The organism is Salimicrobium humidisoli (genome assembly GCF_002295105.1).
GTDB classification, from domain to species: domain Bacteria; phylum Bacillota; class Bacilli; order Bacillales; family Halobacillaceae; genus Salimicrobium; species Salimicrobium humidisoli.
The window spans coordinates 1-23,595 of record NZ_NSGH01000013.1; the positions used below are offsets into that span (position 1 = coordinate 1).

Below are 23,595 nucleotides of genomic sequence, written 5' to 3' on the forward strand. Positions count from 1 at the left end.
GCCTCTGAGACGAAGAGGTTGATAGGTCCGGTGTGGAAGCGTGGCGACACGTGCAGCAGACGGATACTAATCCATCGAGATCTTCTCTATACGTTGGTCGTATGTTTCTTATCCAGTTTTGAAGGTTTTTCAAAAAACCTCTTGAAATTTGTTCGAAAGAACAATATAATAATCTTTGTCCTTGAAAAGGTTTGGTGGCAATAGCGAAGAGGTCACACCTGTTCCCATGCCGAACACAGAAGTTAAGTTCTTCCGCGCCGATGGTAGTCGGGGTTACCCCCCGCAAGAGTAGGGCGCTGCCAGGTCGTTTCAATATTCCACCGTAGCTCAGTGGTAGAGCAATCGGCTGTTAACCGATTTGTCGTAGGTTCGAATCCTACCGGTGGAGCCATTTCTGGAGAGATGTCCGAGTCTGGCTTAAGGAGCACGATTGGAACTCGTGTAGGCCCTTTCGGGTCTCGAGGGTTCGAATCCCTCTCTCTCCGCCATGGCCCGTTGGTCAAGTGGTTAAGACACCGCCCTTTCACGGCGGTAACACGGGTTCGAATCCCGTACGGGTCACCACTATTTTACTGGAGGATTAGCTCAGCTGGGAGAGCACTTGCCTTACAAGCAAGGGGTCGCAGGTTCGAGCCCTGCATCCTCCACCATAGAAGTTATACTTCAACATCGCGGGGTGGAGCAGTCTGGCAGCTCGTCGGGCTCATAACCCGGAGGTCGCAGGTTCAAATCCTGCCCCCGCAACCAATTTTTGGTCCGGTAGTTCAGTTGGTTAGAATGCCTGCCTGTCACGCAGGAGGTCGCGGGTTCGAGTCCCGTCCGGACCGCCATTAATACATAAAAGTGGCTCGGTAGCTCAGTCGGTAGAGCAACGGACTGAAAATCCGTGTGTCGGCGGTTCGATTCCGTCCCGAGCCACCACTTTTGCCGGCCTAGCTCAATTGGTAGAGCAACTGATTTGTAATCAGTAGGTTGGGGGTTCAAGTCCTCTGGCCGGCACCAGATACTTTAATAAAAAATGGAGGGATAGCGAAGTTGGCCAAACGCGGCGGACTGTAAATCCGCTCCCATCGGGTTCGCAGGTTCGAGTCCTGCTCCCTCCACCATTTTTAGGGGTATAGTTCAAAGGCAGAACAGCGGTCTCCAAAACCGCCGATGTGGGTTCGAGTCCTACTACCCCTGTTTTTTCAATCTATGGCGACTGTGGCGAAGTGGTTAACGCACCGGATTGTGGCTCCGGCATTCGTGGGTTCGATTCCCATCAGTCGCCCCATTTTTTATTGTTGGGCTATGGCCAAGCGGTAAGGCAACGGTTTTTGGTACCGTCATGCGCTGGTTCGAATCCAGCTAGCCCAGCCATGCGAGAGTAGTTCAGTGGTAGAACACCACCTTGCCAAGGTGGGGGTCGCGGGTTCGAATCCCGTCTCTCGCTCTTTGAGGTTATGGCGGCATAGCCAAGTGGCAAGGCAGAGGACTGCAACTCCTTTATCACCGGTTCGAATCCGGTTGCCGCCTCCAAAAATAAACATAAAAATCGTGGCGAAGTGGTGGAACTGGCAGACACGCAGCACTCAAAATGCTGTGCCTTCTGGGCGTGTGGGTTCGAATCCCACCTTCGCTATATATAATGAAAACTACCAGGATCCTGGTAGTTTTTTTGTAATGAATGCATAAAGTCAGCTCTCTCCTCCCAGAAGACGGAAGCATAGATGATTTATTACCCCGATGTGTGGTATAAAGAGGGTAGGAGGGATGAAAATGAAACGACACGAAGCGTTAGTTCCTTTGTCTCATCACCATCACCATGGCCTTGTACTTGCTCAGAAGTTACAAAAAACAGAAGAAAAAGACAAGTTCAGAGAGATTATGAAGGATATTGAAGATTTCTGGGAAAACGATGGGGAAGCACACTTCAGGGAAGAAGAGGAAATCCTTCTCCCGCTGTACGCCTGCTATGCAGAGATAGAAGATGATGAAGATATAGAGAAAATGCTTATCGATCATACAGTGATACGTGGACTTATCGTTAAACTGCGTAAGCTGGAAAGATTCGATTATAAAGTGTTTCAGGAACTGGGAGAGAAGCTTCATGATCACATTAGAATGGAAGAAAGGGCTATCTTTCCGAAAATAGAAAGTGCAGTTCCTGATAAAGAACTATATAAAGTGGAAGGCAAGTTTCACATCGACAGTTACAGTGGTAAGTAACGCAACTTTTCAAGTTGCGTTTTTTTAAATAAAAAGGTTGAAACCCTTCCTGGTCGTTGTTACAATGTAAACTATCCCTTGAAGTTGTCCTGACCTCTTCGGGCGGGTGTAGTTTAGTGGTAAAACCTCAGCCTTCCAAGCTGATGACGGGAGTTCGATTCTCCTCACCCGCTCCACTAGTGTTTGAAATTATGTTTTCATACCACGTGCCAACGCAGTGTTTCGTTAATGAATAACGAAGCATTGCGTTTTTTCATGAATGAAAATGGATACATACATATAGATGAGACAGATTCAATGAAAGGAAGTGCTACCATGCAACAGCTGAAAAAATATTTAAAAGAAATAGATGGGAAAAGTTATAAGGGATATAAACAGATCCAGGGGACTTATTCTTTCCGGGATTACAAACTTCACATCGATTATGTGCAGGGAGACCCTTTTGCGGCCCCTTCCAAAATAAGAATAAGAGTTCCGGAAGCGACCCGCTCCATTAAAAAGGAATGGACGACCTCCAGATCACGAAGAATTTATACGGAAGACACACTCACCCGACACGTTTCAGAAACGGTGAAGAAGCATAAATCGAACGTGAAAGGTTCGGGAAAAAGTGGAGATGTAGGAATGGATCAGCCGGGCCAAGAAGTTCTTGAACGTACCGCGGTCATGATAGAGCAGGGTTCTACAGTGCTCTGTTTCACGGTAGGCCTGCCGGCGAATGGACGCCGTATTAACGGAAAGGAAGCTGAAAAACTTTTTTTCGAAGTCCTTCCTGCGATAGTGGAGCAGTCGATTATGTCTATAAAAGACGAGGAGATCGAACAGGCATGTGAACTTGCCGATCAGTACGATGCAATCCGTGAGGAAATGGATAAAAATGACTGGGAAGCGTTCATAGCTGACGGGTCCATTCTCCCGAGGGAGAGCGGGATCAGCCAGCGACCGATGAAAAACGCAGTACCTTTTGAAAGTCCGGAAGAGAACCGGGTTTCCATCTCCCTGCCGCATCGCACAGAACCGCTCACAGGTATGGCGATCAAAAAAGGTATCACGCTGATAGTAGGTGGCGGCTATCACGGAAAAAGTACCCTGCTGCAGGCCATCGAGAGAGGGGTATACCCTCATAAACAGGGAGATGGACGTGAATATGTCATCACTGCTCCGGACGCCGTTAAAGTGAGGGCGGAAGATGGAAGGAAAGTTACAAACGTCGATATCTCCTCTTTCATTAAGAATTTACCGCACGGCACCGATACCTCCACTTTTACAACGGAGGATGCGAGCGGAAGTACATCGCAGGCTGCGAATGTGGTCGAGGCGCTTGAGACAGGTGCCGGAGCTCTATTGATAGACGAAGACACCAGTGCCACGAACTTTATGATCCGGGATGAACGTATGCAGGAGCTTGTGGCGAAAGAGAAAGAACCGATCACTCCTTTCATCGATAAAATCGAGCAGATGAGGGATGAGCTCGATGTCTCGACGATCCTCGTCATGGGCGGATCCGGTGAATATTTCCACGCTGCCGATCACGTTATTATGATGGACCAGTACGTTCCGCATGATGTGACGGCCAGGGCCAGGGAAATAGCTTCCCGTTACCCGAGCGAACGTAAGAAAGAGGAAACTTCTTTCGGTTCCCTGCCGGCGCGGTCTTTTCTTCCATCTACCATTCAGGCTCAGCGCGGGAAGAAGGAGAAAGTGCAGGCTAAGGGGCTGTATCATATAATTATGGGAAGGCACGACATACGCATGGAAGGACTTGAGCAGCTCGTTGATGCTTCTCAGACGAGGTTCATCGCTGATTTGATTACCCATATGAATAAACAGGGGATGCTGAAGAAAAAAGAGACGCTGAAAGAACTGGTAGATGCGATTGATAAACAGATTGATGCAGAAGGACTTTCCTTCGCGGCACCTTTCAGGAATCAGCATCCCGGAGAACTGGCCAGACCGAGAAAGTTTGAAATTGCAGCAACCTTAAACAGAATCCGTACCGCAAAAGTGGAGGATTTAAGGTAAGGGAGAAGGAGGAGCGAACGTATGGATGCCGAACAGTTAAAGAAGGAAACGATTGCCTACAGCAAAGAAATAGGAATCGATAAAATAGGTTTTGCCAGCGCAGACGTATTCGGCGAATTGAAATCCCGGCTGATACGACAGGAACAGCTGGGATACCACTCGGGGTTCGAAAAGGGGAGTCCGGAAGAACGTACGGAACCTGAACGTCTCCTTCCCTCTTCCCAATCTATCATTTCTATCGCGCTCGCCTATCCTTCAAAAATGGAAAATCCCCCAAAAAATGAGAAAGGGGCGCGACGCGGACAGTTCGCCCGTGCTTCGTGGGGGGAGGATTACCACACGGTATTACGCGAAAAACTGCAGCTGCTCGGTTCTTTTCTCCGTGAAAAGGTTCCGGAAGTTGAGTTGAAGCTGATGGTAGATACAGGAGAGCTGTCAGACCGTGCCGTAGCCGAGAGGGCAGGGATAGGATTCAGCGGAAAAAACTGTGCGATAATTACCCCCGAGTTCGGCTCCTACGTTTATCTCGGCGAACTGGTGACGAATCTTCCGTTCGCTCCGGATGAACCGATCCAGGAAGGGTGCGGCGACTGTAATATTTGCGTAGATTCGTGTCCGACGGATGCTCTTGTCCAGGGCGGCCAGCTGAATGCCGGTCGATGCATCGCTTTTCTGACGCAGACAAAAGGTTTTCTCGAAGATGAGTACCGTACGAAAATAGGGAACAGAGTCTACGGTTGTGACACATGTCAGACAGTTTGCCCGTTCAACCGCAAGAAAGATTTCCATCTTCACGAAGAATTCGAGCCGGACCCGGAGAAAGTCAAACCTGTACTCCGCCCTATTCTTCGCATATCCAACCGGGAGTTCAAAGAAAAGTTCGGCAGAATGGCAGGATCGTGGCGCGGGAAGAAACCGATTCAGCGTAATGCTATTCTGGCTCTCGGGCATTACCGGGAAACAGAGGCGGTAGAGGACCTTGTATATCTTATGAAGAACGACCCCCGTCCTGTAATCAGGGGTACGGCTGCGTACAGTCTCGGAAAAATCGGAACGCCGGAATGTTTCGAGGAACTCGAGGTGGCCAGAGGGCACGAGACTGATGAAAAAGTGAAAGAAGAAATGGAAAAAGGTTTAGCTTTTCAGATGAATTGAAAAGGAGAAGTGAAGAAATGATATTTTATCAGAAGGAAATGAGCACTCCGCTCGGTCCTATGCTCGCAACGGCCGATGAGGAGCGGCTGATCCGCCTGGACTACGGGTCCCTCTCCGAAAAAGGGGAACTTCATAAGAACCACATCCACTCCTTTATCGATAAATCTCCTGAGTTGATAGAAAAAGAAACAAAGCTGCTGCAGGAAACGGAGAGGCAGCTAAAGGAGTATTTTAACAGGGAAAGGTACTTGTTCAGCCTTCCTTATAAATTTTACGGCACCTCCTTTCAAAAGAATATTTGGGAAGCGCTCGCGATGGAAGTTCCGTACGGGGAGACGATCACTTATAAAGGTCTGGCGGAGAGCGCCGGTAACCGAAAAGCCGTACGTGCCGTAGGAGGAGCCATGAACAAAAACCCTTTCTCTATCGTGGTGCCGTGCCACCGCGTGGTAGGTCAGAACGGAAAAATGACCGGGTATGGCGGGGGTGTCGATAAAAAAGTGTATCTGTTGAATCTCGAAAACACCCGTAGCTAAAGGGTGGTTTTACTGTGCAGAAATTTTTCCGGGACCTTCCTGTTGTTACGGCTGCGTGGTTCGTTACGGTCTCTTTAAGATAAATACACTTTTATGTGATATAATATCCGGGTTGACTAAAATAATTTCAGAGGTGAAACGAATGCCTAATCACGTGGTATTATTTCAGCCGGAAATCCCTGCAAACACCGGAAATATAGCCAGGACCTGTCTTGCTACGGACACCACTCTGCACCTCATACACCCGCTCGGATTTTCCACGGAAGACCGCATGGTGAAACGAGCAGGACTTGATTACTGGTATGACGTAACTATTTATCATTATGATTCCCTCGAGGAACTCTACGGAAAGTTTCCGGAAGGCGAGTATTATTATGTCGAGAACTTCGGAGGCAGTTCATTCGTGGAGATGGACTATACGGATACGGCGAAAGATCAGCTGTTCGTATTTGGAAGGGAAAGCGACGGAATTCCGCATGAACTGCTGGAAGGAATGGAAGACAGGTGCGTGCGCATACCTATGACAGATAAAGTGAGGTCACTGAATCTTGCGAATACTGTTTCTATTATGCTTTTCCACGTATTGCACGAGCAGGGGTTTCCCGGTCTTATAAAATAAAGGAAGAACAGGAGGCACTCGACCTCTTTCTTCCAAACAAAAAAAGATCGCCTTTTAAGGGCGATCTCTTTAGTATATTACTTCGGCGCACCTGGCTTTTCGTCGCGTCCCGCGGCGAAAATAGATGTAAGAAAAGAAATGCTCACCATCATGATCAATGTCATTTTCATGTGTAATTCCTCCTTCATATTCCGTTCAGGCTATTTTCATTATACATGAGTGAAATTCCAAAGGAAATACCATTTAGAAGTTTGTATTCGTTAACGGTTCCCCGGAGCTTTCTTCGTACCCTTTAGCATATTCCAATCTTCTTTGCACGGTCGTTTTGTTTACCTGTTCGTCTGCGTGATAGGAGGAACGCACCAGTGGTCCCGCTTCACAGTGACTGAACCCTTTTTCTAAAGCTATTTGTTTTAACTCTTCGAACTCATCCGGATGGTAATATCTCTCTACGTTCAGGTGTTTTTTCGTTGGCTGCAGATACTGGCCGAGTGTGAGGATGTCCACGTTGTTCGCCCGTAAATCATCCATTGCTTCAATAAGTTCTTCCTTTGTTTCTCCAAGTCCGACCATAATACTTGATTTCGTAGGAGTGTTTGGCCGCATTTCCTTCACTCGACGAAGCAATTCGAGAGAACGGTCGTACATAGCAATAGCACGGACGCGTTTCGTGAGCCGACGCACTGTTTCGATATTATGGTTAAAGATGTCCGGTTCCCCTGCGAGCAGAGTAGACAGGCTTTCGTAGTCGCCTTTCATATCAGAAGGGAGGATTTCCACGGAACATCCTGGAACTCTTTTTCGGATAGCACGTACTGTTTCCCCGAAAACAGCTGCACCTCCATCTTTCAGGTCGTCACGTGCCACGGAAGTGACGACTACGTGTTTTAATCCCATGATTTCTACCGATTCTGCCACCCGCTCGGGTTCTCCCCAATCGAGTTCATTCGGGAGTCCGGTTTTGACGGCACAAAAACGGCACCCGCGCGTACATGTATCCCCCAGAATCATGAAAGTAGCGGTTTTCCGTTCGCTCCAGCACTCATGAATATTCGGACATCTCGCTTCTTCACAGACGGTATTCAGTTTTTTATCTTTCATCAGTTTTTTCAGTTTCATATAGGACTGGTTGGTGTTCAGCTTAATTTTCAGCCATTCGGGTTTTTTGATGTGCTCATAATTTTTACTCATAGCTCCACTCCTCTTTTAACGTTTAAGGTTCCATTCTTCACTCATGTATTTGGTTTCTGCTAAAATTTCAACTTCCTTCCAGTCTTCTTTCGACAGGTTCAAAGATTCGAATGTTACATCCAATCCTTCGCGGAACCCCTGGAGAAAGGCCTCGTGTACGTGTTTTACAGTTACACGTTCATTTAGGGCTGCCTCAATACTGACAGCCTTGTTATGAAAACTTTTTTTAGCTCTCTGTTTCATTCTTTCACTAGGGTAAATGAACATATCAAAGAGTTTTTCTTCATCCGTACGGATCGGTATAGACCCGTGCTGAAGAAGAATCCCTTTTTGTCGGACCTGTGCACTTCCGGCAGCTTTTTTCCCTTCTACGATCAGTTCATACCATGATGATTCTTCGAAGCATACTGCTGAAGGCTCGTTCATCCGTTTCTCCGGAATGGCATATTCCGCTTTTATACCAAGTATCGAGTAGCCTTTCATGAGCCCCTTCGATAAGACGAGGCAGGCTTCTTTGACCGTCTTTGGAATTCCGGGGTAACGTTCGTCTACGATGATGCTATATGTAAGTTCGTTATCATGGAGCACAGCCCGTCCGCCCGTGAGTCGCCTTACTATTTCGACTTTGTGCTTATTTATACCTTCTTCGCTCACTTTGTTCAGTGTTTTTTGGAAATGGCCTACAGAAAGACCGGCAGGACTCCAAGTGTAAAAGCGCAGTACAGGCGGGAATCTTTTCTCGCGATGCCATTCCATCAATTTCTCGTCCAGAGCCATGTTCATCGCAGGTGTCAAATCAGGAGTATAAAGAAACTTCCATGTTCCCAACCTAATTACCTCCCTTCATTTAAGGTATTAAACGATTTGAGTGTAGCAGGGCATGGAATATTTGTCAAAAGAAGGGAAAAAATCAAAGAACGTATAAATTCATTTACTATGTAAACTGTTTTTTAAAATGTACAGACATATATTCAGAAATTCGGTTTGAAAATTGACACCGTAGTTTTTTGAAGTGTTTATTTCTATATAAAATCCTCATTCATTCAAAAGGAAAAAGAATGTTGTTAAATAGTAGAGGATAATTACTCAATTCGTGTGCATATCCATCTTTTCTTGTTATAATGATAGATGGAATAAAAGAGTATGTATGAAAGTCAGAAAAAAAGAAAATGTTTACAGCTATTGAACGTTACCATGTACAGTTCTATAATAGAGTTTGAATTTGCAAACGTTTACGTTTCATACATCATCGAAGACTAATTTGGGGGTAATTTTCGTGTCGAATACAGAATCCAAAGTATCTTTTTGGTCGAACTTCCATGGTCCCAACATGGGATACATAGAAGAGCAATATGAACGTTATCAGGAAGATGAAAATGCAGTCGACGCTTCTCTGAAGGAACTTTTTGAAAAGCACGGGGCTCCGGTAGAATCAGAGCGCCCTGCTGCCGAATCTGCCGGCGGCAGCGCCCCTTCTGCCCAGGACATAAGTAAAATTGCTGCTGCCTTAAAACTGGTGGAAGCAACCCGTCGTGATGGTCATCTTGCTGCCGATATTTATGCGGTAGGTGGGTTTGACCGCCCTGACACCGAATTACTCGAACCGGAAACGTACGGCACTTCCAAGGAAGAGCTCGAACAACTCCCGGCCGAGTGGGTTTGGCCTGAGGCTAACGTTAAGCTCAATAATGCGTGGCAGGCGATTGAGACGCTGAAAGAAAGGTACGCAGGCACGCTTTCTTTCGAATATGAACACGTGCATAACGAAAGGGAAAGATCCTGGTTAAGGGAAAGAATCGAATCCGGTTCCTACACTGTCAACCTGTCCACGGAAGAACGGAAGCAACTTTTGTATCGGCTGATAGAAGTCGAGAATTTCGAACAGTTTCTCGGGAAGACATTCGTGGCTCAGAAGAGATTTTCCATCGAAGGCATGGATGCCATGGTACCTATGCTGGATAAAATCGTCCAGTCAGCGGCAGTCGACCATATTCAGCACGTTATGCTTGGAATGGCGCACCGCGGCCGTCTGAACGTACTGGCTCACGTACTTGGAAAGCCTTATGAAAAAATCTTTTCGGAATTTAATCACTCCCCGGAAAAGGAACTCATGCCTTCGGAAGGATCACAGGGAATCAACTACGGATGGACCGGAGATGTGAAATATCATTTCGGTGCCAAACGGGAAGTGAAAAACGGGGATGACAGTCACGCCACGCGCGTAACGTTAAGCCATAACCCTTCTCACCTTGAGTTTGTAAATCCGGTAGTGCAGGGCTTCACAAGAGCCGCTCAGGATTACCGGGAAGAGCGCGGTAATTCAGTAATTGATGAAGATGCTGCTCTCGGCGTGCTCATTCACGGAGATGCCGCTTTTATAGGGGAAGGTGTCGTAGCTGAAACCTTAAACTTGAGTGACCTTGAAGGGTACCGTTCTGGAGGGACGGTGCATATTATTGCGAATAACCTTGTCGGCTTCACTACGAACCGGAAAGACGGAAGGTCCACCCGCTATGCCAGTGACCTGGCCAAAGGGTTTGAAATTCCTATCATGCACGTGAATGCTGACGATCCGGAAGCGTGCCTCTCGGCGATTGCTCTTGCATACGAATATCGCCAGACTTTTCATAAGGACGTATTAATCGATCTTGTCGGTTACCGGCGTTATGGTCATAACGAAATAGACGAGCCACGTGCTACCCAGCCCCGTCTTTACAGTGAAATAGATGAACATCCTACCATCGCCAATGTGTACGGGGAGAATCTATTGAATCAGGGGGTTATCCAGGACGGAGAGCTTGATGAGTATAAAGAAAAAGCGACTTCGAACCTGAGAGACATTTATAACAGTATGAAAGAAGAACAGACAGAGGAACCGGACGTCCAGGGTCGCCCGCAGGGAGTGGAACGGTCACTCGAGGAGTTTGAAACTGTGGTGGACCTTGATCGTCTGAAAACGCTCAACAAACAGATGCTTGAGCGTCCTGAAGGCTTCAACGGGTTCAAGAAGCTCGAAAAAATCCTGAACAAACGTGAGAATATGTTGGAAGAAGGGAATAAAGTTGACTGGGCTACAGCGGAAGCACTGGCGTTCGCTTCTATCCTTGAAGAAGGTCAGCCGATCCGGGTCACCGGTCAGGACACGGAACGTGGGACATTTGCTCACCGGCACATGGTTCTTCATGATGTGGAAACCGGAGAAACTTATTGCCCGCTGCACGGTATTGAACAGGCGAAAGCTTCGTTTGATATATTCAACAGTCCACTGTCGGAAGCCGGAGTGCTCGGTTTTGAATACGGGTACAGCGTACACTCCCAGGAAACCCTTGTCGTATGGGAAGCGCAGTTCGGTGACTTCGCGAACGCGGCTCAGGTTGTTTTCGATCAGTTCGTTTCTTCTGGACGCGCGAAGTGGAACGAACAGTCGAATATGGTATTTCTGCTTCCGCACGGTTATGAAGGACAGGGGCCTGAACACTCCAGTGCCCGTCTGGAACGTTTCCTGCAGATGTCAGCTGAAAACAACTGGACAGTGGCAAACGTGACGTCAGCCGCCCAATACTTCCATCTTCTCAGAAGGCAGTCAGCCATCAGCTGTAAAGAGGAAGAAAGGCCACTTGTGCTGATGACGCCGAAGAGTCTGTTGCGTAATCAGCGTGTAGCTTCAGAAGCGAAAGAATTTACGGACAGCGGCTTCCATCCTCTTGTTCGTCAGCCCGGCCTGACGAAAACGAAGAAAAAAGACAAATCTAAAGTGAAAACACTGCTTCTCGGCAGCGGTAAAATCATGGTGGATATCGAAGATCGTACTGAACAGGAAGAAAGTTCTTTTGAAACAATTGATGCGGTCCGCGTTGAACAGATTTATCCGTTCCCGGATCAGAAACTGAAAGAGATTATGAAGGAATATCCTAACTTGAAAGAACTCGTATGGGTACAGGAAGAACCGCAAAATATGGGAAGCTGGTATTTTGTCGAAGGCATTCTTTACAACCTGCTCGAGGAAGGTCAGATATACCGTTACGTGGGACGCCCTCATCGTGCATCGCCTTCTGTCGGGGAACCTAACATTCATAAAACCGAACAGAACCGCATAATCAAGGAAGCTCTTCAAATCTCTAAAGGAGGCAACTCACAATGAAGGAAATAAAAGTACCAGAACTGGCAGAATCAATTACGGAGGGGACTATAGCCGAATGGCTCGTGAATAAAGGAGACCAGGTGGAAAAAGGCGACCCTGTTCTCGAGCTTGAAACCGACAAAGTCAACGTCGAGGTGAACGCGGATACCGGCGGTGTCATTACCGAACTCCTGAAAGAAGCAGGGGAAGACGTAGAAGTCGGGGACGTAATTGCGAAAGTTGACGAAACCGGGGAAGCCTCCGGAAACGAAGATGATTCTTCCGGAGAAGATGCTTCCGAAGAGAAACCGGACGAAGGCGAACAGGAAGCGAAAGAGGAGAAAACAGAAGATAAGAAAGAAGAAAAAGAAGATAAGAAAGAAAAATCTTCCGATGATGATTCGAAGAAAGAAGATGTCATCGCTACTCCGGCTGCCCGCAAACGGGCCAGAGAACTCGGTATCGATTTAAGCGAAATCTCTGCACGTGACCCTTACGGCCGCGTACGTCCGGAAGACGTGGACGAACATGCAAATGGCGGTTCGAAAGAGGAGAAGAAACAGACTTCCGGCGCTTCGTCTTCCGATAAAAAAGAAGAAGAATCGAAAGAAGAGTTCAGTAAGCCGGTAGAGCGCGAGAAAATGTCCCGCCGCCGTCAGACTATCGCAAAACGTCTGGTGGAAGTCCAGCAGGAATCTGCGATGCTCACCACTTTCAACGAAGTGGATATGACCAATATCATGAACTTGCGTAAAGAACGGAAAGAGGCGTTCCAGGATAAACACGGAGTAAAACTTGGATTTATGTCCTTCTTTACGAAAGCTGCAGTCGGTGCCCTCAAAGAATTCCCGCTGCTTAATGCGGAAATCCAGGGCAAAGAAGTAGTGAAAAAGAAATTCTATGATATCGGAATGGCTGTTTCCACAGATGAAGGTCTGGTCGTACCTGTCGTACGTGATGCGGATCGCATCGGTTTCGCAGGCATCGAAAGCGAAATCATCCGTTTGGCTGAGATGGCCCGTAATAAAGAACTTGGTCTTGATGATCTTCAGGGCGGGTCTTTCACGATCACAAACGGCGGTATCTTCGGTTCCATGCTTTCCACGCCTATTCTGAACTCCCCTCAGGTAGGGATTCTCGGGCTTCACAATATTGAAAAGCGTCCGAAAGTAATGCCGGACGATTCCATTGAAGCCAGACCAATGATGTATATTGCACTTTCCTACGACCATCGTATCGTTGATGGTAAAGAAGCGGTGCAATTCCTTCGTCGAATTAAAGAAATGATTGAAGACCCATACGATCTTCTGCTCGAAGGTTAATAAAAAGAGAACTACAAAAAGGCGGCCGGTTTCAAAAGGCCGCCTTTTTGTATCTGAGAAACTTCCGTAAAGGAAGAAAAGTGAGCGTCCTGCGAACGATACCAAAGAAAAATTGGTATAATTAAAAATACAAAATCTCTGGAGGCTCCATAAATGATACAGGAAATTTTAGAATCCAATCAGTTTCTTCTATTGGTAGCACTGCTTCTGATTGTCAGTGTGATAGTTACGAAATTCTCAAGTCGCCTCGGCGTGCCTTCACTGGTTTTATTTATAGCTGTAGGAATGATCGTTGGAAGCGATGGTCTCCAACTCGTGTATTTCAATAATGCTGAAGTTGCCCAGTTAATCGGGGTAATGGCTCTTGTAATTATTTTGTTTGAGGGTGGTATGCAGACGGAGTGGCGGGAAATCAAACCGGTAGCTGCGCCGTCTGTCATGCTTGCTACAATCGGGGTGCTGATGACCACTGCCATTGTAGCCGTAACGGCGAAATACATTATCGATTTACCGTGGCTCGAAGCATTTCTGTTAGGGTCCATCGTAGGTTCCACAGATGCTGCAGCCGTATTCGCCGTGCTGAAAGGAAAAAATATTAAGGATAAAGTTTCCTCCACGCTTGAAGCGGAATCAGGGACTAACGATCCGATGGCCGTTTTCCTGACGGTCACGTTCATACAGCTGCTTTCTCTCGAGGAGTCCAATATATGGATAGCTGTCGGTTCTTTCTTCTGGCAGATGGGTGCCGGTCTTCTCGCAGGAATCATTATCGGGTACGTGGCGAGCATATCCCTGAATAAAATCAACCTTGATTCAAGTGGACTGTATCCGCTGTTTGCTCTGGGTTTTGCCTTTCTTGCCTACAGTACAAGCTCACTCATTGAATCAAGTGGATTGCTGGCGGTCTATGTAAGTGCTGTTGTAATCGGCCACGGGGAGCTCGCCTATCGATACTCCATTCTCCGTTTCCATGAAGGGTTCGGCTGGATGGCGCAGATTTTGATGTTCGTCCTGCTTGGGCTGTTTGTTTCCCCTTCCGAGGTGTTTACGGGCAGCGTTATGTGGAGCGGAGTGCTTACAGCATTCGTACTGATATTCATCGCCCGCCCTGCCGCTGTGTTTTCGATGCTCGGTTTCTTCAAATTCTCGACCAAAGAAATGCTGTTCCTGTCCTGGGCGGGACTAAGAGGAGCTGTACCAATTGTTCTGGCAATATTCCCTATGCTCGCAGGCATCGGTCACAGCCAGACTATTTTTAACATCGTTTTCTTCATTGTTCTGATTTCAGCTCTGCTGCAGGGTTCGACTATTATGCAGGTGGCAGAGAAATTCAAATTGGTTTCAGAGAGGAGAATCAATCCTATCCATTCTCTCGAGGTGATATCTATGGGGAAAGCGAACGTGGAGATGCTGGAGTTTGAAGTAACGGACCAGAACCAGATCGCCGGGGAGACGCTTGAAGATTTATCTTTGCCTGACAGGGCTTTGATTAACGCTATTATAAGAGATGGGGATATGATCACCCCTTACGGTCAGACAACCATTAAACCGGGAGACACGCTGTACATTCTCGTAGCCCGGAAAGTGAAGAAACAGCTGAAGACACGTCTGCAGGCTTTAAAAGAAAATTGAACATAAGTAAGAGCCAGGTGTAGAAGGGTACCTGGCTCGATTGCAGTGGTTATGATATTTGGGGTGAAGCGTTATGATATGATTACGTATTTTATTATAAAGCAGGTCTTAAGCTTTGTAAACCCTTTCTCAGGAAATATAACCTTTTTCGTTAATGAGATTGTGAACGTGCACAGATTTCGTTAAAATGAAAACCATTAAAGGAGGCGATTGATTTGGTAAAGAACATTGGTTTTATAGGATGTGGCAGCATGGGTCAGGCAATGATCCAGGGGATGATCCGTTCCGGAAGTGTCTCTATCGATCAGATTTCTGCGACTGCAATAACCGAGGAGACTATCGATTTCGTAAGCGGGGAAATCGGTATCCGGATCTCTGATGACAACAAACGTCTGGCCGCGGACAGTGATATCCTGTTCCTGGCTGTGAAACCTTATGTTTATCAGGGGGTAATCGAACAGATCAAATCGGAACTTTCTGAAGATACTATTATAGTTACAATCGCCCCCGGCATAAACCTGGAAACGATGAGGAAGTATCTTGGCAAAAACGTCAAGGTGATCCGCTCCATGCCTAACACACCTTCTTTAGTAGGGGAAGGGATGAGTGTGTTGTGCCCGAATGAACTGGTGACAGAGACGGAACTGAATGCTGTTCTCGATCTTTATGAGAGTTTCGGGAAGGCGGAGGTCATTAAAGAAAATCTCATGGATGCTGTACCTGCCGTAAGCGGGTCTTCTCCTGCATTTGTCTATATGTTCATTGAAGCTATGGCCGATACTGCGGTACAACAGGGTTTTCCAAGAGATAAGGCGTATAAAATGGCTGCTCAGTCCGTGAGCGGCGCGGCAAAAATGATCCTTGAAACAGGAGAGCACCCGGGCAAGCTGAAAGACGATGTGTGTACGCCCGGGGGAGTCACCATCGAAGGCGTCACCGCTCTTGAGAAACACGGCCTTCGCAAGGCTGTAATCGAAGCGATGAATGCTACGACAGAACGTTCGGGATACTTATCGAAACAGTAAATCCTGTTTACGCCCCCGGCAGAAAACAGATTCCTCTGCTTTAAATAAACATTATAATTACTGTCTGAATTATAGTTACTGTTTATTAAAGTGAAAAATATCTTTACAACAGGGGGTGGAGCACATAAGATAATAGTGATAATGATTTTCAATTAAGGTCAGGAGTGAAGTAATGAAACGTTATGCAATACTTATAAGCATGTTTGCTTTTGTTATATTTTTAGCGGCCTGTGGAGGAAATGAAGAGGATTCTTCCGGGGAATCGCAGGAGGATAAGGAAGAAGCGCGTACAATTAAACATGAAATGGGCGAAACCGAAATTACAGGAACGCCGGAGAAAGTAGTGGCTCTGGAGTTTTCCTTTGTGGATAACCTTGCTTCTCTCGGTATCACCCCGGCGGGGATTGCAGATGATGAGGATCCGGAACGTATCATAGATCCCGTTAAAGAGAAAATAGGAGACTATACTTCGGTAGGTACGAGAAAGCAGCCGTCCCTCGAAGTGATCAGTTCTCTTCAGCCGGATTTGATCATAGCCGATTATGAAAGACATCAGGATATTTATGATCAGCTTTCGGAAATTGCACCGACGATTGTCCTGCCTTCTCTTTCAGCCGATTATGAAGGCATTATCGACAGTTTCGAAACGGTGGCAAAAGCTGTAGGGAAAGAGCAGAAAGGGGAGGAAGTTCTGAAGGAGCACAAAAACAGAATGGAAGAACTCCGCTCTCAGGTCCCGGAAGACGAATCGAGGACAGTGTTACCTGCCGTAGTGGCCGACAGCGGCTATTTCGCTCACAATTTCGAATCATATACCGGCTCCCTTCTTGAATCCATCGGCCTCGAAAACGCGATTCAGAGTGGAGACGACAGATATAATAAAATAAACCTCGAACAAATCGTAGAAGTCGACCCGGATGTGATGTTCCATATGGTGACCGGAGACAAGACGGTAGTGGACGAATGGAAAGAAAATGATCTGTACGGAAAAGTAAGTGCAGTAAAAGAAGATCAGGTGTACGAAGTGGACCGTAATATGTGGTCAAGATTCCGTGGATTAATCTCCTCCGAGAAAATTCTGGAAGACGCTATCAACCACTTATATGAGTGATTTCTGAAAGAACGGACGTCATAATCCGTTCTTTCTTGTTTTACATTAATTTACCTGCTCCGGTTAAACCGGAGTATAGCAAAGGAATCGAAACAGCCCGGCTCCTTTGCTATACTCGTATGCAGAGGTGCCTGTGTTTTAAATCGGCGTATGTTTGAATTCCATGTCTTCTCGAATAGGAAGGGTAGTTATGAAGAAGTCCAATCGTAAAATTATCATTACCGTACTTGCGGGTCTGCTGCTATTGACGGCTTCTGTTTATTTCAGTCTCAGTATAGGAGCTTACACCGTGTCCATGACGGATTTAATAGGAGGGGTTACGGGAGGATCATCGACCGAAGCTGCAGAAGTCGTACGAACATTAAGGCTTCCGAGGGCTCTCGTAGCTGTACTGATAGGAGCGGGACTTGCAGTAGCCGGGGCCATCATGCAGGCGATGACGAATAATCCTTTGGCCTCCCCCCAGATTTTCGGGGTGAATGCCGGAGGGTCTCTGCTCGTCGTACTCGCCGTCGTGCTGTTCCCTGACTTCTCCCCTTCCGAAATCGTTTATTTTGCTTTCATCGGTGCAGCCCTCGGAGGGGGTCTTGTATTTTTTACAGCTTCCTCGGGAGGTATGACCCCCGTCAAACTGGCTCTTGCCGGAATTACTATTCATATGTTTCTTACATCCCTGATTGAATCCGTAGTGATTTTTAACGAAACCTCCACTGAAGATGTATTATTCTGGCTGGCAGGAGGAGTGGATGGTACTGATTGGGGGGATGTACAGCTGCTCCTCGTATGGGTGGGAGCAGGCCTGGCAGCAGCCATGCTGTTATCTCCTTCCTTTACGATTATGAGTCTCGGCGAAGAAGTGGCAAGAGGGCTTGGACAGCGGGTGGTATGGATGAGAATGGCCGCTTCACTCATTGTAGTACTTCTTGCGGGTGCAGCAGTTTCTATTGCAGGTCCTATAGGGTTTGTCGGTCTCATTATTCCTCACATCGCCCGGAAGCTCGTGGGTACCGATTACAAAATTGTGCTGCCGGTCTGTGCGCTGTTCGGGGGTATCCTTCTGTCTGTTTCGGACGTTCTGTCGAGGTTTATCGCCTTTCCGGCCGAATCCCCTGTAGGAATCGTCACGGCATTGATTGGTGCTCCCTTCTTCTTATATTTGGCACAAAAAGGAGGGCAGACAACATGAAAAACAGATCTCCTTTTCTTATCATCAGTGTACTGGCTGTGGGTGTTCTCGTTGCCGGTATCCTCTCCGCAGGAGTAGGAGCCGTTTATGTCTCACCTGCTACCATCCTTAGCGGGGAGCAGTCATTTCTGTTCATGAACTTCAGACTCCCCCGCCTTGTTATAGCACTGCTTGTCGGTGCCGGCCTGGGCATATCCGGCGCGATTTTACAGGCAGTTATCCGTAATCCGCTTGCTTCTCCGGACGTCATCGGTATTACGAAAGGGGCAGGCTTTGCAGCAGCGTCCACCATCATAATCTTTCCCGGTCTCCCTCCACAGGCGGTACCGGTTGCGGCGTTTCTCGGTGCGGGGATCGTGACGGCAGGTCTTTACCTGTTCGCTTTTCGGCAGCGGGTGCAGCCGGCAACGCTTGCGCTTGTGGGGATAGCTCTGGGGGCCATTTTTCAGGCCGGAATCCAGTTTTTGACCGTACGATATCCGGTAGAGACGAATGCGGCTCTCGTATGGCTGACCGGAAGTCTGTGGGGGAAAGACTGGAGCGATATATGGATGCTCCTTCCCTGGATAATTGTATTCACCGGGATAGCGATGTTCCTTACCCGGAAAATGGACATTTTACAACTGGGGGATGACGTGGCTGAGGGCCTCGGGGAAAGTGTAAAAGCAGCACGCATTGTTCTTCTTCTTGTGTCCGTTGTGCTTGCAGGTGTGTCAGTAGCTATTGTAGGGACGCTCGGTTTTGTAGGGCTGGTAGCACCGCACATAGCGAGACAGCTGGTGGGGAACAAACATATCATACTGTTGCCTGCCTCTGCACTGACGGGAATGGTTCTTCTTCTGATCGCCGACGGGCTCGGAAGGGGACTGGTACCTCCAACGGAGATTCCTGCAGGGATTTTCACGGCTGTTATAGGGGCTCCATACTTTCTGTATCTTTTAAGAAAAATGCAGAAAGCGTAAGTGAAATTAGAATATTTTTTCTATTTGCAGGATTCTTGCATGACGTCTGACGACCTGTTACAATCCATATGTAAGCGTTATATGAAAATGTTTTCACTGCTTTTTTTATAAAATATTAAGGGGGACGCATCTGTGGTCAGTTTTCTTCTGAGCTTAGCATCCATCGCTGTCGTGATCGGCATTGCTTTTTTAATGTCCAATGATAAGAAAAACATTAATTTCATCGGTGTCGGTACAATGCTTCTGGCTCAACTAGTTACTACGTTTTTCATGTTCCAGACTCCGTGGGGAGAAGCGCTCATCAAGGGAATTTCGGCGGTTTTCAACAAACTGATAGAGTTCGGAACAGAAGGGGTCAATTTCATTCTCGGAGGAGTGGCAGTCGAAGAAGGCGGTTCCGTATTTTTCTTCAACGTACTTCTGCTTATTGTATTTTTCTCGACTCTCCTTTCCGTTTTGACACATCTGAAAATTCTTCCGTTTATCATCAAATATCTCGGCTTGGGTCTTTCGTTTATTACACGTCTCCCGAAAGTGGAGTCGTTCAACGCAGTAAACAGTATTTTCTTCGGCCAGTCGGAAGCGATTATTGCAATCAAATCCCAGTTTCAGCGACTGAACAATAACCGCCTTTATATTGTCAGTGCTTCAGCGATGGGATCTGTTTCGGCTTCGATCGTCGGAGCTTATCTGAACATACTTCCCGAGCAGTTCGTACTCGTCGCTCTGCCGCTAAACATGTTCAGCGCATTGATTGTAGCTTCTATTATCGCACCGGTGAAAGTGTCGAAAGAAGAGGACGAGGTGGACATCCAGGATGTTTCCCAGTCCAAAAGTATTTTTGAAGCGATGGGTAACGGGGCGCTCGATGGCGGAAAGATCGCACTTATCGTCGGGGCCATGCTTATCGCCTTCATCGCTTCCCTCGAACTTGTGAACTACGCTATATCTGCCATATTCGCAGGCGTTACGTTACAGGAGATTCTTGGTTATATATTTGCTCCTATCGGTTTCCTTATGGGTATCCCAGCCTCTGAAACCGTACAATCGGGTGCGATTATGGGTACGAAGATCATTACAAACGAATTCGTCGCTATGCTTCAGTTCGAACAGATGCTTGGTGAAGTCTCCGATAAAACAGTGGGAGTCGTCACCGTCTTCCTTACCAGTTTCGCTAACTTCTCCTCCATCGGTATCATTGCAGGTACAGTGCAGGGAATTGATGCTAAAAAAGGTGCGGAAGTTTCCAGTTTCGGTATGAAACTCCTTATCGGTGCCACACTCGGCTCCATTCTTTCCGGTACGATGGCCGGTATATTCCTTTAAAACGAAGGACCTGACTGCTTCATTCAGCAGTCAGGTTTTTTTGTGTGCAACTTTGCTTCGCCGGTAAATTGTTTATTATGAAAAAAATAAGGTAATACCGTGAGAAAGACTTAGTTAGGAAAAGGAGTGGAAATATGGAGGACTTCAAGCTTTATATTGATGGACAATGGGTGGATACGGAAGAAAAAGCGGAAGTACTGGATAAATATTCGATGGAGCCGTATGCAAGTGTGCCACAGGCTTCTGAAAAAGAAGTCGATCAGGCTGTGAAAGCGGCGGAGGATGCCTATAATGAAGGCCCGCTCCCGCCTTATGAACGCTTCAAAATATTGAAGAAGGTAAGCGAATTGATGCAGGAAAACAAAGAAGATCTGGCCCTGACGATCACAAAGGAAGCCGGGAAGCCCCTGAAACAGGCCCGGACAGAAATTGACCGTGCGACGCAGACGGTGGAATTATCTGCCGAAGAAGCGAAGCGTATCAGCGGAGAAGGTGTACCGGTGGAAGCATCTCCCGGGTCCGAAAATCGCATGGCTTTTACAATCAGAGTGCCGGTCGGGGTCGTAGGTGCGATAAGTCCTTTCAACTTCCCGATGAACCTCGTCTGTCACAAAATAGCTCCGGCGATTGCTGCAGGTAATGCGGTAGTACTCAAACCGGCCAGTAAAACCCCGGTGACCGCTCTTAAACTCGCCTCCCTGTTCCACGAGGCAGGCCTCAGGAAAGGCTTATTCAACGTTGTTATCGGGTCGGGATCAACTGTAGGGAATCAGATGATGCAGGATGAGAGAATCTCCCTTTACACATTCACCGGAAGTTCCAAAGTCGGTCTGAAGCTGAAACAGAATACAGGGATGAATAAACTTATTCTTGAACTCGGGAACAACTCTCCTGTAATTATAGACAAGCACGCAGATATAGATAAAGCGGCTGAGAATACCGCAGCTAAAAGTTATGCTTTCGCAGGTCAGACGTGTATTTCCGTTCAGCGTCTGTATGTGCACGAAGAAGTGAAAAAAGAGTTTGAAAATAAATTTATCGAAGCTCTCAGGAAATTGAAAGTCGGAGATCCGAATGATCCGGATACCGATGTGGGCCCTATGATAGGCGAGAAGGAAGCCGAGGCAGCGGTAGAATGGATAGAAGAGGCGAAATCGGGTGGAGCGACTGTTCTGCATGGAGGTACAAGAAAAGGAGCACTTCTTGAACCTACCGTGCTTACTGATGTTGACGAGTCGATGAAGGTTGTAAGTGAGGAAGTTTTTGCTCCGGTCGTAAGTATTTTGCCCTTCTCCAACCTTAAAGAAGGTGTGAAAGAGGTCAATAAATCGAAATACGGCCTGCAGGGAGGAATCTTTACCCAAAATGTCGACAATGCTTTCTATGCTGCAAGAAACGTGCAGGTAGGCGGGTTTATGGTGAATGATTCTTCCCAGTACCGCGTCGATCTGATGCCTTATGGCGGCGTGAAAGAAAGCGGCTGGGGTAAAGAAGGTCCTAAATATACTATCGAAGATATGACGGAAGAGCGTCTGGTAGTAATGAATCTTGATGACCCTTCCTAAAATGTTTTATCGAAAGCTGCCCTGCCCCGGGCAGCTTTTTTGTGTGGGAAATCGATGAATGACGTTCGTCTGTCGACTGTAATTTCTTTTTTGTATACGGTAAGATATGATTAAATGAGGGTGGCAGTGATGCGAGAGTCAATCAGCAGTGCTGGACTACGATTTTTACAAAGAAGGGGAAGATACATATGAAAAAAATGCTGTTCACAGGCGGGGGGACCGCCGGGCACGTAATAGTGAATACGGCACTGATTCCTGCCGTACAGAAAAAAGGATACGACATTGATTATATAGGTTCGTACAATGGAATAGAGAAAGAACTGATAACGCCTATGGAAGGAGTAGAGTACCACAGTATTTCGACAGGCAAGCTGAGAAGGTACATGTCGAAAGAGAATTTTAAAGATCCGTTCAAAGTGGCGAAGGGGACTTTCCAGGCGTTGTCAGTTATAAAAAGAAAGAAACCGGGAGTCATTTTCTCGAAAGGCGGATTTGTCAGCGTACCCGTAGTACTTGCTGCCAAGCTCGCGCGAGTGCCGGTTTTGATTCATGAATCGGACTACACCCCCGGACTTGCCAATAAATTGTCTTTTCCTTTTGCGGACAGAATTCTTACGACATTCCCGGAAACGATGAAGCATGTACCGGAGAAGAAGTCGGAATATATCGGCGCGATTATCCGGGAGGAACTTTTTCTCGGGGACGCCGATGTCGCCAGGGAGATGACCGGTTTCTCCGACGATAAACCTGTGCTTCTCGTAATGGGAGGGAGTACCGGATCCGAGACGATAAACACGGCTATACGGGACAACCTCGATCAGCTTCTTCTGAATTACAACATCATTCATCTGTGCGGAAAGGGGCACAGGGAGGAAGCTTATAACGTAAAAGGTTATATACAGTATGAGTATGTCAAAGATGAACTGAAGGATTTACTGAAACTGGCTGACCTCGTCGTCTCCCGCGCCGGGGCTAATGCGATTTTTGAATTCGTGGCATTGAAAAAACCTATGCTTCTCATCCCTCTCTCCCGCAAGGTGAGCCGGGGAGATCAGATTCTGAATGCCCAATCTTTTGAACGTCAGGGGTTTGCTCACAGTCTTGAAGAGGAACAGGTTACGAAGAAAAGCTTTCTGGAAGCCGTAAGAAAGCTGGACGAAGATCAGGAACAGTTGAAAACACATATGGAAAAATATGAGGTGGAAAAATCGAAGGAGCATGTCATCGAGCTGCTGGAGCAGTATGAGAAAAGAAAGGGGTAAGTTATGACACATGCCTGTCGGTACTGCCAAAAACCGATCCGTGACCGGGACGAGCTCGTTACCGCCGCAAAATGGTTCAGTATACGTCCGTACCACTACCTCTGTTACGATCAGGCGGCCCGGGAAGTAGAAAGGATCGGCGACAACGAAAAACCATTGAACAATATGCCGAACACTATTATTTCGATCCTTATGCTGGCGGTCAGTATATTTTTTCTTGCCGGTTCAGCTCTTGGTTCCATCGGTGATCTGCTCGGAGTGCTGACCCTGTATCCACCATTGATGAGAATTCTTTCCTATGTGAGATATGAACATCCGCTTCCGGTATTTTTGGAAAACAAACGTTAGAAGGA

General features: G+C 47.2%; 18 protein-coding genes, 16 tRNA genes and 2 rRNA genes. 34 read left to right on the forward strand and 2 right to left on the reverse strand.

Annotation, left to right across the window (positions count from 1 at the left end):
* From CKW00_RS08965 to CKW00_RS09075, 23 genes are all read left to right on the forward strand, one after another.
* Positions 1 to 90 (forward strand): 23S ribosomal RNA (locus tag CKW00_RS08965); the annotation flags it as partial.
* Positions 91 to 190: 100 nt separating this feature from the next.
* Positions 191 to 305 (forward strand): 5S ribosomal RNA (gene rrf / locus CKW00_RS08970).
* An 11-nt stretch (positions 306 to 316) separates the two neighbouring features.
* Positions 317 to 391, forward strand: a tRNA-Asn gene (locus tag CKW00_RS08975).
* Between the two features lie 5 nt (positions 392 to 396).
* Positions 397 to 488 (forward strand) — tRNA-Ser (locus CKW00_RS08980).
* A 1-nt stretch (position 489) separates the two neighbouring features.
* Positions 490 to 564 (forward strand) — tRNA-Glu (locus CKW00_RS08985).
* Between the two features lie 10 nt (positions 565 to 574).
* Positions 575 to 650, forward strand: a tRNA-Val gene (locus CKW00_RS08990).
* A 20-nt stretch (positions 651 to 670) separates the two neighbouring features.
* Positions 671 to 747: transfer RNA gene (locus CKW00_RS08995), tRNA-Met, on the forward strand.
* Between the two features lie 6 nt (positions 748 to 753).
* Positions 754 to 830: transfer RNA gene (locus CKW00_RS09000), tRNA-Asp, on the forward strand.
* Positions 831 to 845: 15 nt separating this feature from the next.
* Positions 846 to 921 (forward strand) — tRNA-Phe (locus CKW00_RS09005).
* Between the two features lie 5 nt (positions 922 to 926).
* Positions 927 to 1,002, forward strand: a tRNA-Thr gene (locus CKW00_RS09010).
* Positions 1,003 to 1,020: 18 nt separating this feature from the next.
* Positions 1,021 to 1,106: transfer RNA gene (locus tag CKW00_RS09015), tRNA-Tyr, on the forward strand.
* Between the two features lie 5 nt (positions 1,107 to 1,111).
* A tRNA-Trp gene (locus CKW00_RS09020) sits at positions 1,112 to 1,182 on the forward strand.
* A 15-nt stretch (positions 1,183 to 1,197) separates the two neighbouring features.
* A tRNA-His gene (locus CKW00_RS09025) sits at positions 1,198 to 1,273 on the forward strand.
* Between the two features lie 11 nt (positions 1,274 to 1,284).
* A tRNA-Gln gene (locus CKW00_RS09030) sits at positions 1,285 to 1,359 on the forward strand.
* A 1-nt stretch (position 1,360) separates the two neighbouring features.
* A tRNA-Gly gene (locus CKW00_RS09035) sits at positions 1,361 to 1,432 on the forward strand.
* 12 nt (positions 1,433 to 1,444) lie between these two features.
* A tRNA-Cys gene (locus CKW00_RS09040) sits at positions 1,445 to 1,518 on the forward strand.
* A 20-nt stretch (positions 1,519 to 1,538) separates the two neighbouring features.
* Positions 1,539 to 1,621, forward strand: a tRNA-Leu gene (locus CKW00_RS09045).
* Between the two features lie 137 nt (positions 1,622 to 1,758).
* A complete protein-coding gene (locus tag CKW00_RS09050) occupies positions 1,759 to 2,208 on the forward strand; it encodes a hemerythrin domain-containing protein (protein WP_095822308.1) in 450 nt (149 codons plus the stop codon).
* A 102-nt stretch (positions 2,209 to 2,310) separates the two neighbouring features.
* A tRNA-Gly gene (locus CKW00_RS09055) sits at positions 2,311 to 2,384 on the forward strand.
* A 139-nt stretch (positions 2,385 to 2,523) separates the two neighbouring features.
* The gene (locus tag CKW00_RS09060; protein WP_095822309.1) at positions 2,524 to 4,230 is read left to right on the forward strand and encodes an ABC-ATPase domain-containing protein; all 1,707 of its coding nucleotides are present in this window, start codon (positions 2,524 to 2,526) and stop codon (positions 4,228 to 4,230) included.
* 21 nt (positions 4,231 to 4,251) lie between these two features.
* The gene (gene queG / locus CKW00_RS09065) at positions 4,252 to 5,385 is read left to right on the forward strand and encodes a tRNA epoxyqueuosine(34) reductase QueG (protein WP_095822310.1); all 1,134 of its coding nucleotides are present in this window, start codon (positions 4,252 to 4,254) and stop codon (positions 5,383 to 5,385) included.
* Between the two features lie 17 nt (positions 5,386 to 5,402).
* The gene (locus CKW00_RS09070; protein ID WP_233129759.1) at positions 5,403 to 5,921 is read left to right on the forward strand and encodes a methylated-DNA--[protein]-cysteine S-methyltransferase; all 519 of its coding nucleotides are present in this window, start codon (positions 5,403 to 5,405) and stop codon (positions 5,919 to 5,921) included.
* A gap of 142 nt (positions 5,922 to 6,063) precedes the next feature.
* Positions 6,064 to 6,540, forward strand: coding sequence for a tRNA (cytidine(34)-2'-O)-methyltransferase (locus CKW00_RS09075; RefSeq protein ID WP_095822311.1), 477 nt, complete (start codon positions 6,064 to 6,066; stop codon positions 6,538 to 6,540).
* Between the two features lie 243 nt (positions 6,541 to 6,783).
* Here the strand turns inward: CKW00_RS09075 and lipA are convergent, their stop codons facing one another.
* Together lipA and CKW00_RS09085 are read right to left on the reverse strand one after the other, a co-directional pair.
* A complete protein-coding gene (gene lipA, locus CKW00_RS09080; RefSeq protein WP_095822312.1) occupies positions 6,784 to 7,731 on the reverse strand; it encodes a lipoyl synthase in 948 nt (315 codons plus the stop codon).
* Positions 7,732 to 7,746: 15 nt separating this feature from the next.
* Positions 7,747 to 8,565, reverse strand: a complete 819-nt coding sequence (locus tag CKW00_RS09085; RefSeq protein ID WP_158221304.1) for a lipoate--protein ligase family protein — start codon at positions 8,563 to 8,565, stop codon at positions 7,747 to 7,749.
* A 496-nt stretch (positions 8,566 to 9,061) separates the two neighbouring features.
* Between CKW00_RS09085 and CKW00_RS09090 the strand changes: the two genes are divergently transcribed.
* From CKW00_RS09090 to CKW00_RS09140, 11 genes are all read left to right on the forward strand, one after another.
* Entirely contained in the window at positions 9,062 to 11,872 is a 2,811-nt protein-coding gene (locus tag CKW00_RS09090; protein ID WP_233129761.1) for a 2-oxoglutarate dehydrogenase E1 component, read from the forward strand.
* Positions 11,869 to 13,173 (forward strand): 2-oxoglutarate dehydrogenase complex dihydrolipoyllysine-residue succinyltransferase, encoded by a 1,305-nt coding sequence (gene odhB, locus CKW00_RS09095; protein WP_095822315.1) that lies wholly within the window; start codon positions 11,869 to 11,871, stop codon positions 13,171 to 13,173. Before CKW00_RS09090 ends, odhB begins: the two co-directional genes overlap by 4 nt.
* A gap of 153 nt (positions 13,174 to 13,326) precedes the next feature.
* On the forward strand, positions 13,327 to 14,805 hold the full coding sequence (locus CKW00_RS09100; RefSeq protein ID WP_095822316.1) for a potassium/proton antiporter: 1,479 nt from the start codon (positions 13,327 to 13,329) through the stop codon (positions 14,803 to 14,805).
* A gap of 215 nt (positions 14,806 to 15,020) precedes the next feature.
* Positions 15,021 to 15,830 (forward strand): pyrroline-5-carboxylate reductase, encoded by an 810-nt coding sequence (gene proC / locus CKW00_RS09105; RefSeq protein ID WP_040609862.1) that lies wholly within the window; start codon positions 15,021 to 15,023, stop codon positions 15,828 to 15,830.
* 172 nt (positions 15,831 to 16,002) lie between these two features.
* The gene (locus tag CKW00_RS09110; RefSeq protein WP_095822317.1) at positions 16,003 to 16,941 is read left to right on the forward strand and encodes an ABC transporter substrate-binding protein; all 939 of its coding nucleotides are present in this window, start codon (positions 16,003 to 16,005) and stop codon (positions 16,939 to 16,941) included.
* Positions 16,942 to 17,131: 190 nt separating this feature from the next.
* Positions 17,132 to 18,127 carry a FecCD family ABC transporter permease gene (locus CKW00_RS09115; RefSeq protein ID WP_095822318.1) on the forward strand — a complete coding sequence of 332 codons (996 nt, stop codon included), beginning with the start codon at positions 17,132 to 17,134 and terminating at the stop codon, positions 18,125 to 18,127.
* Positions 18,124 to 19,089, forward strand: coding sequence for a FecCD family ABC transporter permease (locus CKW00_RS09120; RefSeq protein WP_095822319.1), 966 nt, complete (start codon positions 18,124 to 18,126; stop codon positions 19,087 to 19,089). The genes CKW00_RS09115 and CKW00_RS09120 overlap by 4 nt, the downstream gene beginning before the upstream one ends.
* 132 nt (positions 19,090 to 19,221) lie before the next feature.
* Complete coding sequence (locus CKW00_RS09125; protein WP_095822320.1) at positions 19,222 to 20,415, forward strand: NupC/NupG family nucleoside CNT transporter; 1,194 nt, start codon at positions 19,222 to 19,224, stop codon at positions 20,413 to 20,415.
* Positions 20,416 to 20,549: 134 nt separating this feature from the next.
* Positions 20,550 to 21,980, forward strand: coding sequence for an aldehyde dehydrogenase family protein (locus tag CKW00_RS09130; RefSeq protein ID WP_095822321.1), 1,431 nt, complete (start codon positions 20,550 to 20,552; stop codon positions 21,978 to 21,980).
* A 188-nt stretch (positions 21,981 to 22,168) separates the two neighbouring features.
* Entirely contained in the window at positions 22,169 to 23,242 is a 1,074-nt protein-coding gene (locus tag CKW00_RS09135; RefSeq protein WP_095822322.1) for an undecaprenyldiphospho-muramoylpentapeptide beta-N-acetylglucosaminyltransferase, read from the forward strand.
* Positions 23,243 to 23,245: 3 nt separating this feature from the next.
* Entirely contained in the window at positions 23,246 to 23,590 is a 345-nt protein-coding gene (locus tag CKW00_RS09140) for a hypothetical protein (RefSeq protein ID WP_095822323.1), read from the forward strand.
* Positions 23,591 to 23,595 lie beyond the last annotated feature (5 nt).

What these genes read in the sequence shown, in the direction of transcription:
- CKW00_RS09120 (WP_095822319.1), top strand. Translation starts at nt 18,124, where the DNA reads ATGAAAAACAGATCTCCTTTTCTTATCATCAGTGTACTGGCTGTGGGT.
- CKW00_RS09090 (WP_233129761.1), top strand. Translation starts at nt 9,062, where the DNA reads ATGGGATACATAGAAGAGCAATATGAACGTTATCAGGAAGATGAAAAT.
- CKW00_RS09070 (WP_233129759.1), top strand. Translation starts at nt 5,403, where the DNA reads ATGATATTTTATCAGAAGGAAATGAGCACTCCGCTCGGTCCTATGCTC.
- odhB (WP_095822315.1), top strand. Translation starts at nt 11,869, where the DNA reads ATGAAGGAAATAAAAGTACCAGAACTGGCAGAATCAATTACGGAGGGG.
- CKW00_RS09115 (WP_095822318.1), top strand. Translation starts at nt 17,132, where the DNA reads ATGAAGAAGTCCAATCGTAAAATTATCATTACCGTACTTGCGGGTCTG.
- CKW00_RS09060 (WP_095822309.1), top strand. Translation starts at nt 2,524, where the DNA reads ATGCAACAGCTGAAAAAATATTTAAAAGAAATAGATGGGAAAAGTTAT.
- queG (WP_095822310.1), top strand. Translation starts at nt 4,252, where the DNA reads ATGGATGCCGAACAGTTAAAGAAGGAAACGATTGCCTACAGCAAAGAA.
- lipA (WP_095822312.1), bottom strand. Translation starts at nt 7,731, where the DNA reads ATGAGTAAAAATTATGAGCACATCAAAAAACCCGAATGGCTGAAAATT.
- CKW00_RS09135 (WP_095822322.1), top strand. Translation starts at nt 22,169, where the DNA reads ATGAAAAAAATGCTGTTCACAGGCGGGGGGACCGCCGGGCACGTAATA.
- CKW00_RS09110 (WP_095822317.1), top strand. Translation starts at nt 16,003, where the DNA reads ATGAAACGTTATGCAATACTTATAAGCATGTTTGCTTTTGTTATATTT.
- CKW00_RS09050 (WP_095822308.1), top strand. Translation starts at nt 1,759, where the DNA reads ATGAAACGACACGAAGCGTTAGTTCCTTTGTCTCATCACCATCACCAT.
- CKW00_RS09130 (WP_095822321.1), top strand. Translation starts at nt 20,550, where the DNA reads ATGGAGGACTTCAAGCTTTATATTGATGGACAATGGGTGGATACGGAA.
- CKW00_RS09100 (WP_095822316.1), top strand. Translation starts at nt 13,327, where the DNA reads ATGATACAGGAAATTTTAGAATCCAATCAGTTTCTTCTATTGGTAGCA.
- CKW00_RS09140 (WP_095822323.1), top strand. Translation starts at nt 23,246, where the DNA reads ATGACACATGCCTGTCGGTACTGCCAAAAACCGATCCGTGACCGGGAC.
- CKW00_RS09075 (WP_095822311.1), top strand. Translation starts at nt 6,064, where the DNA reads ATGCCTAATCACGTGGTATTATTTCAGCCGGAAATCCCTGCAAACACC.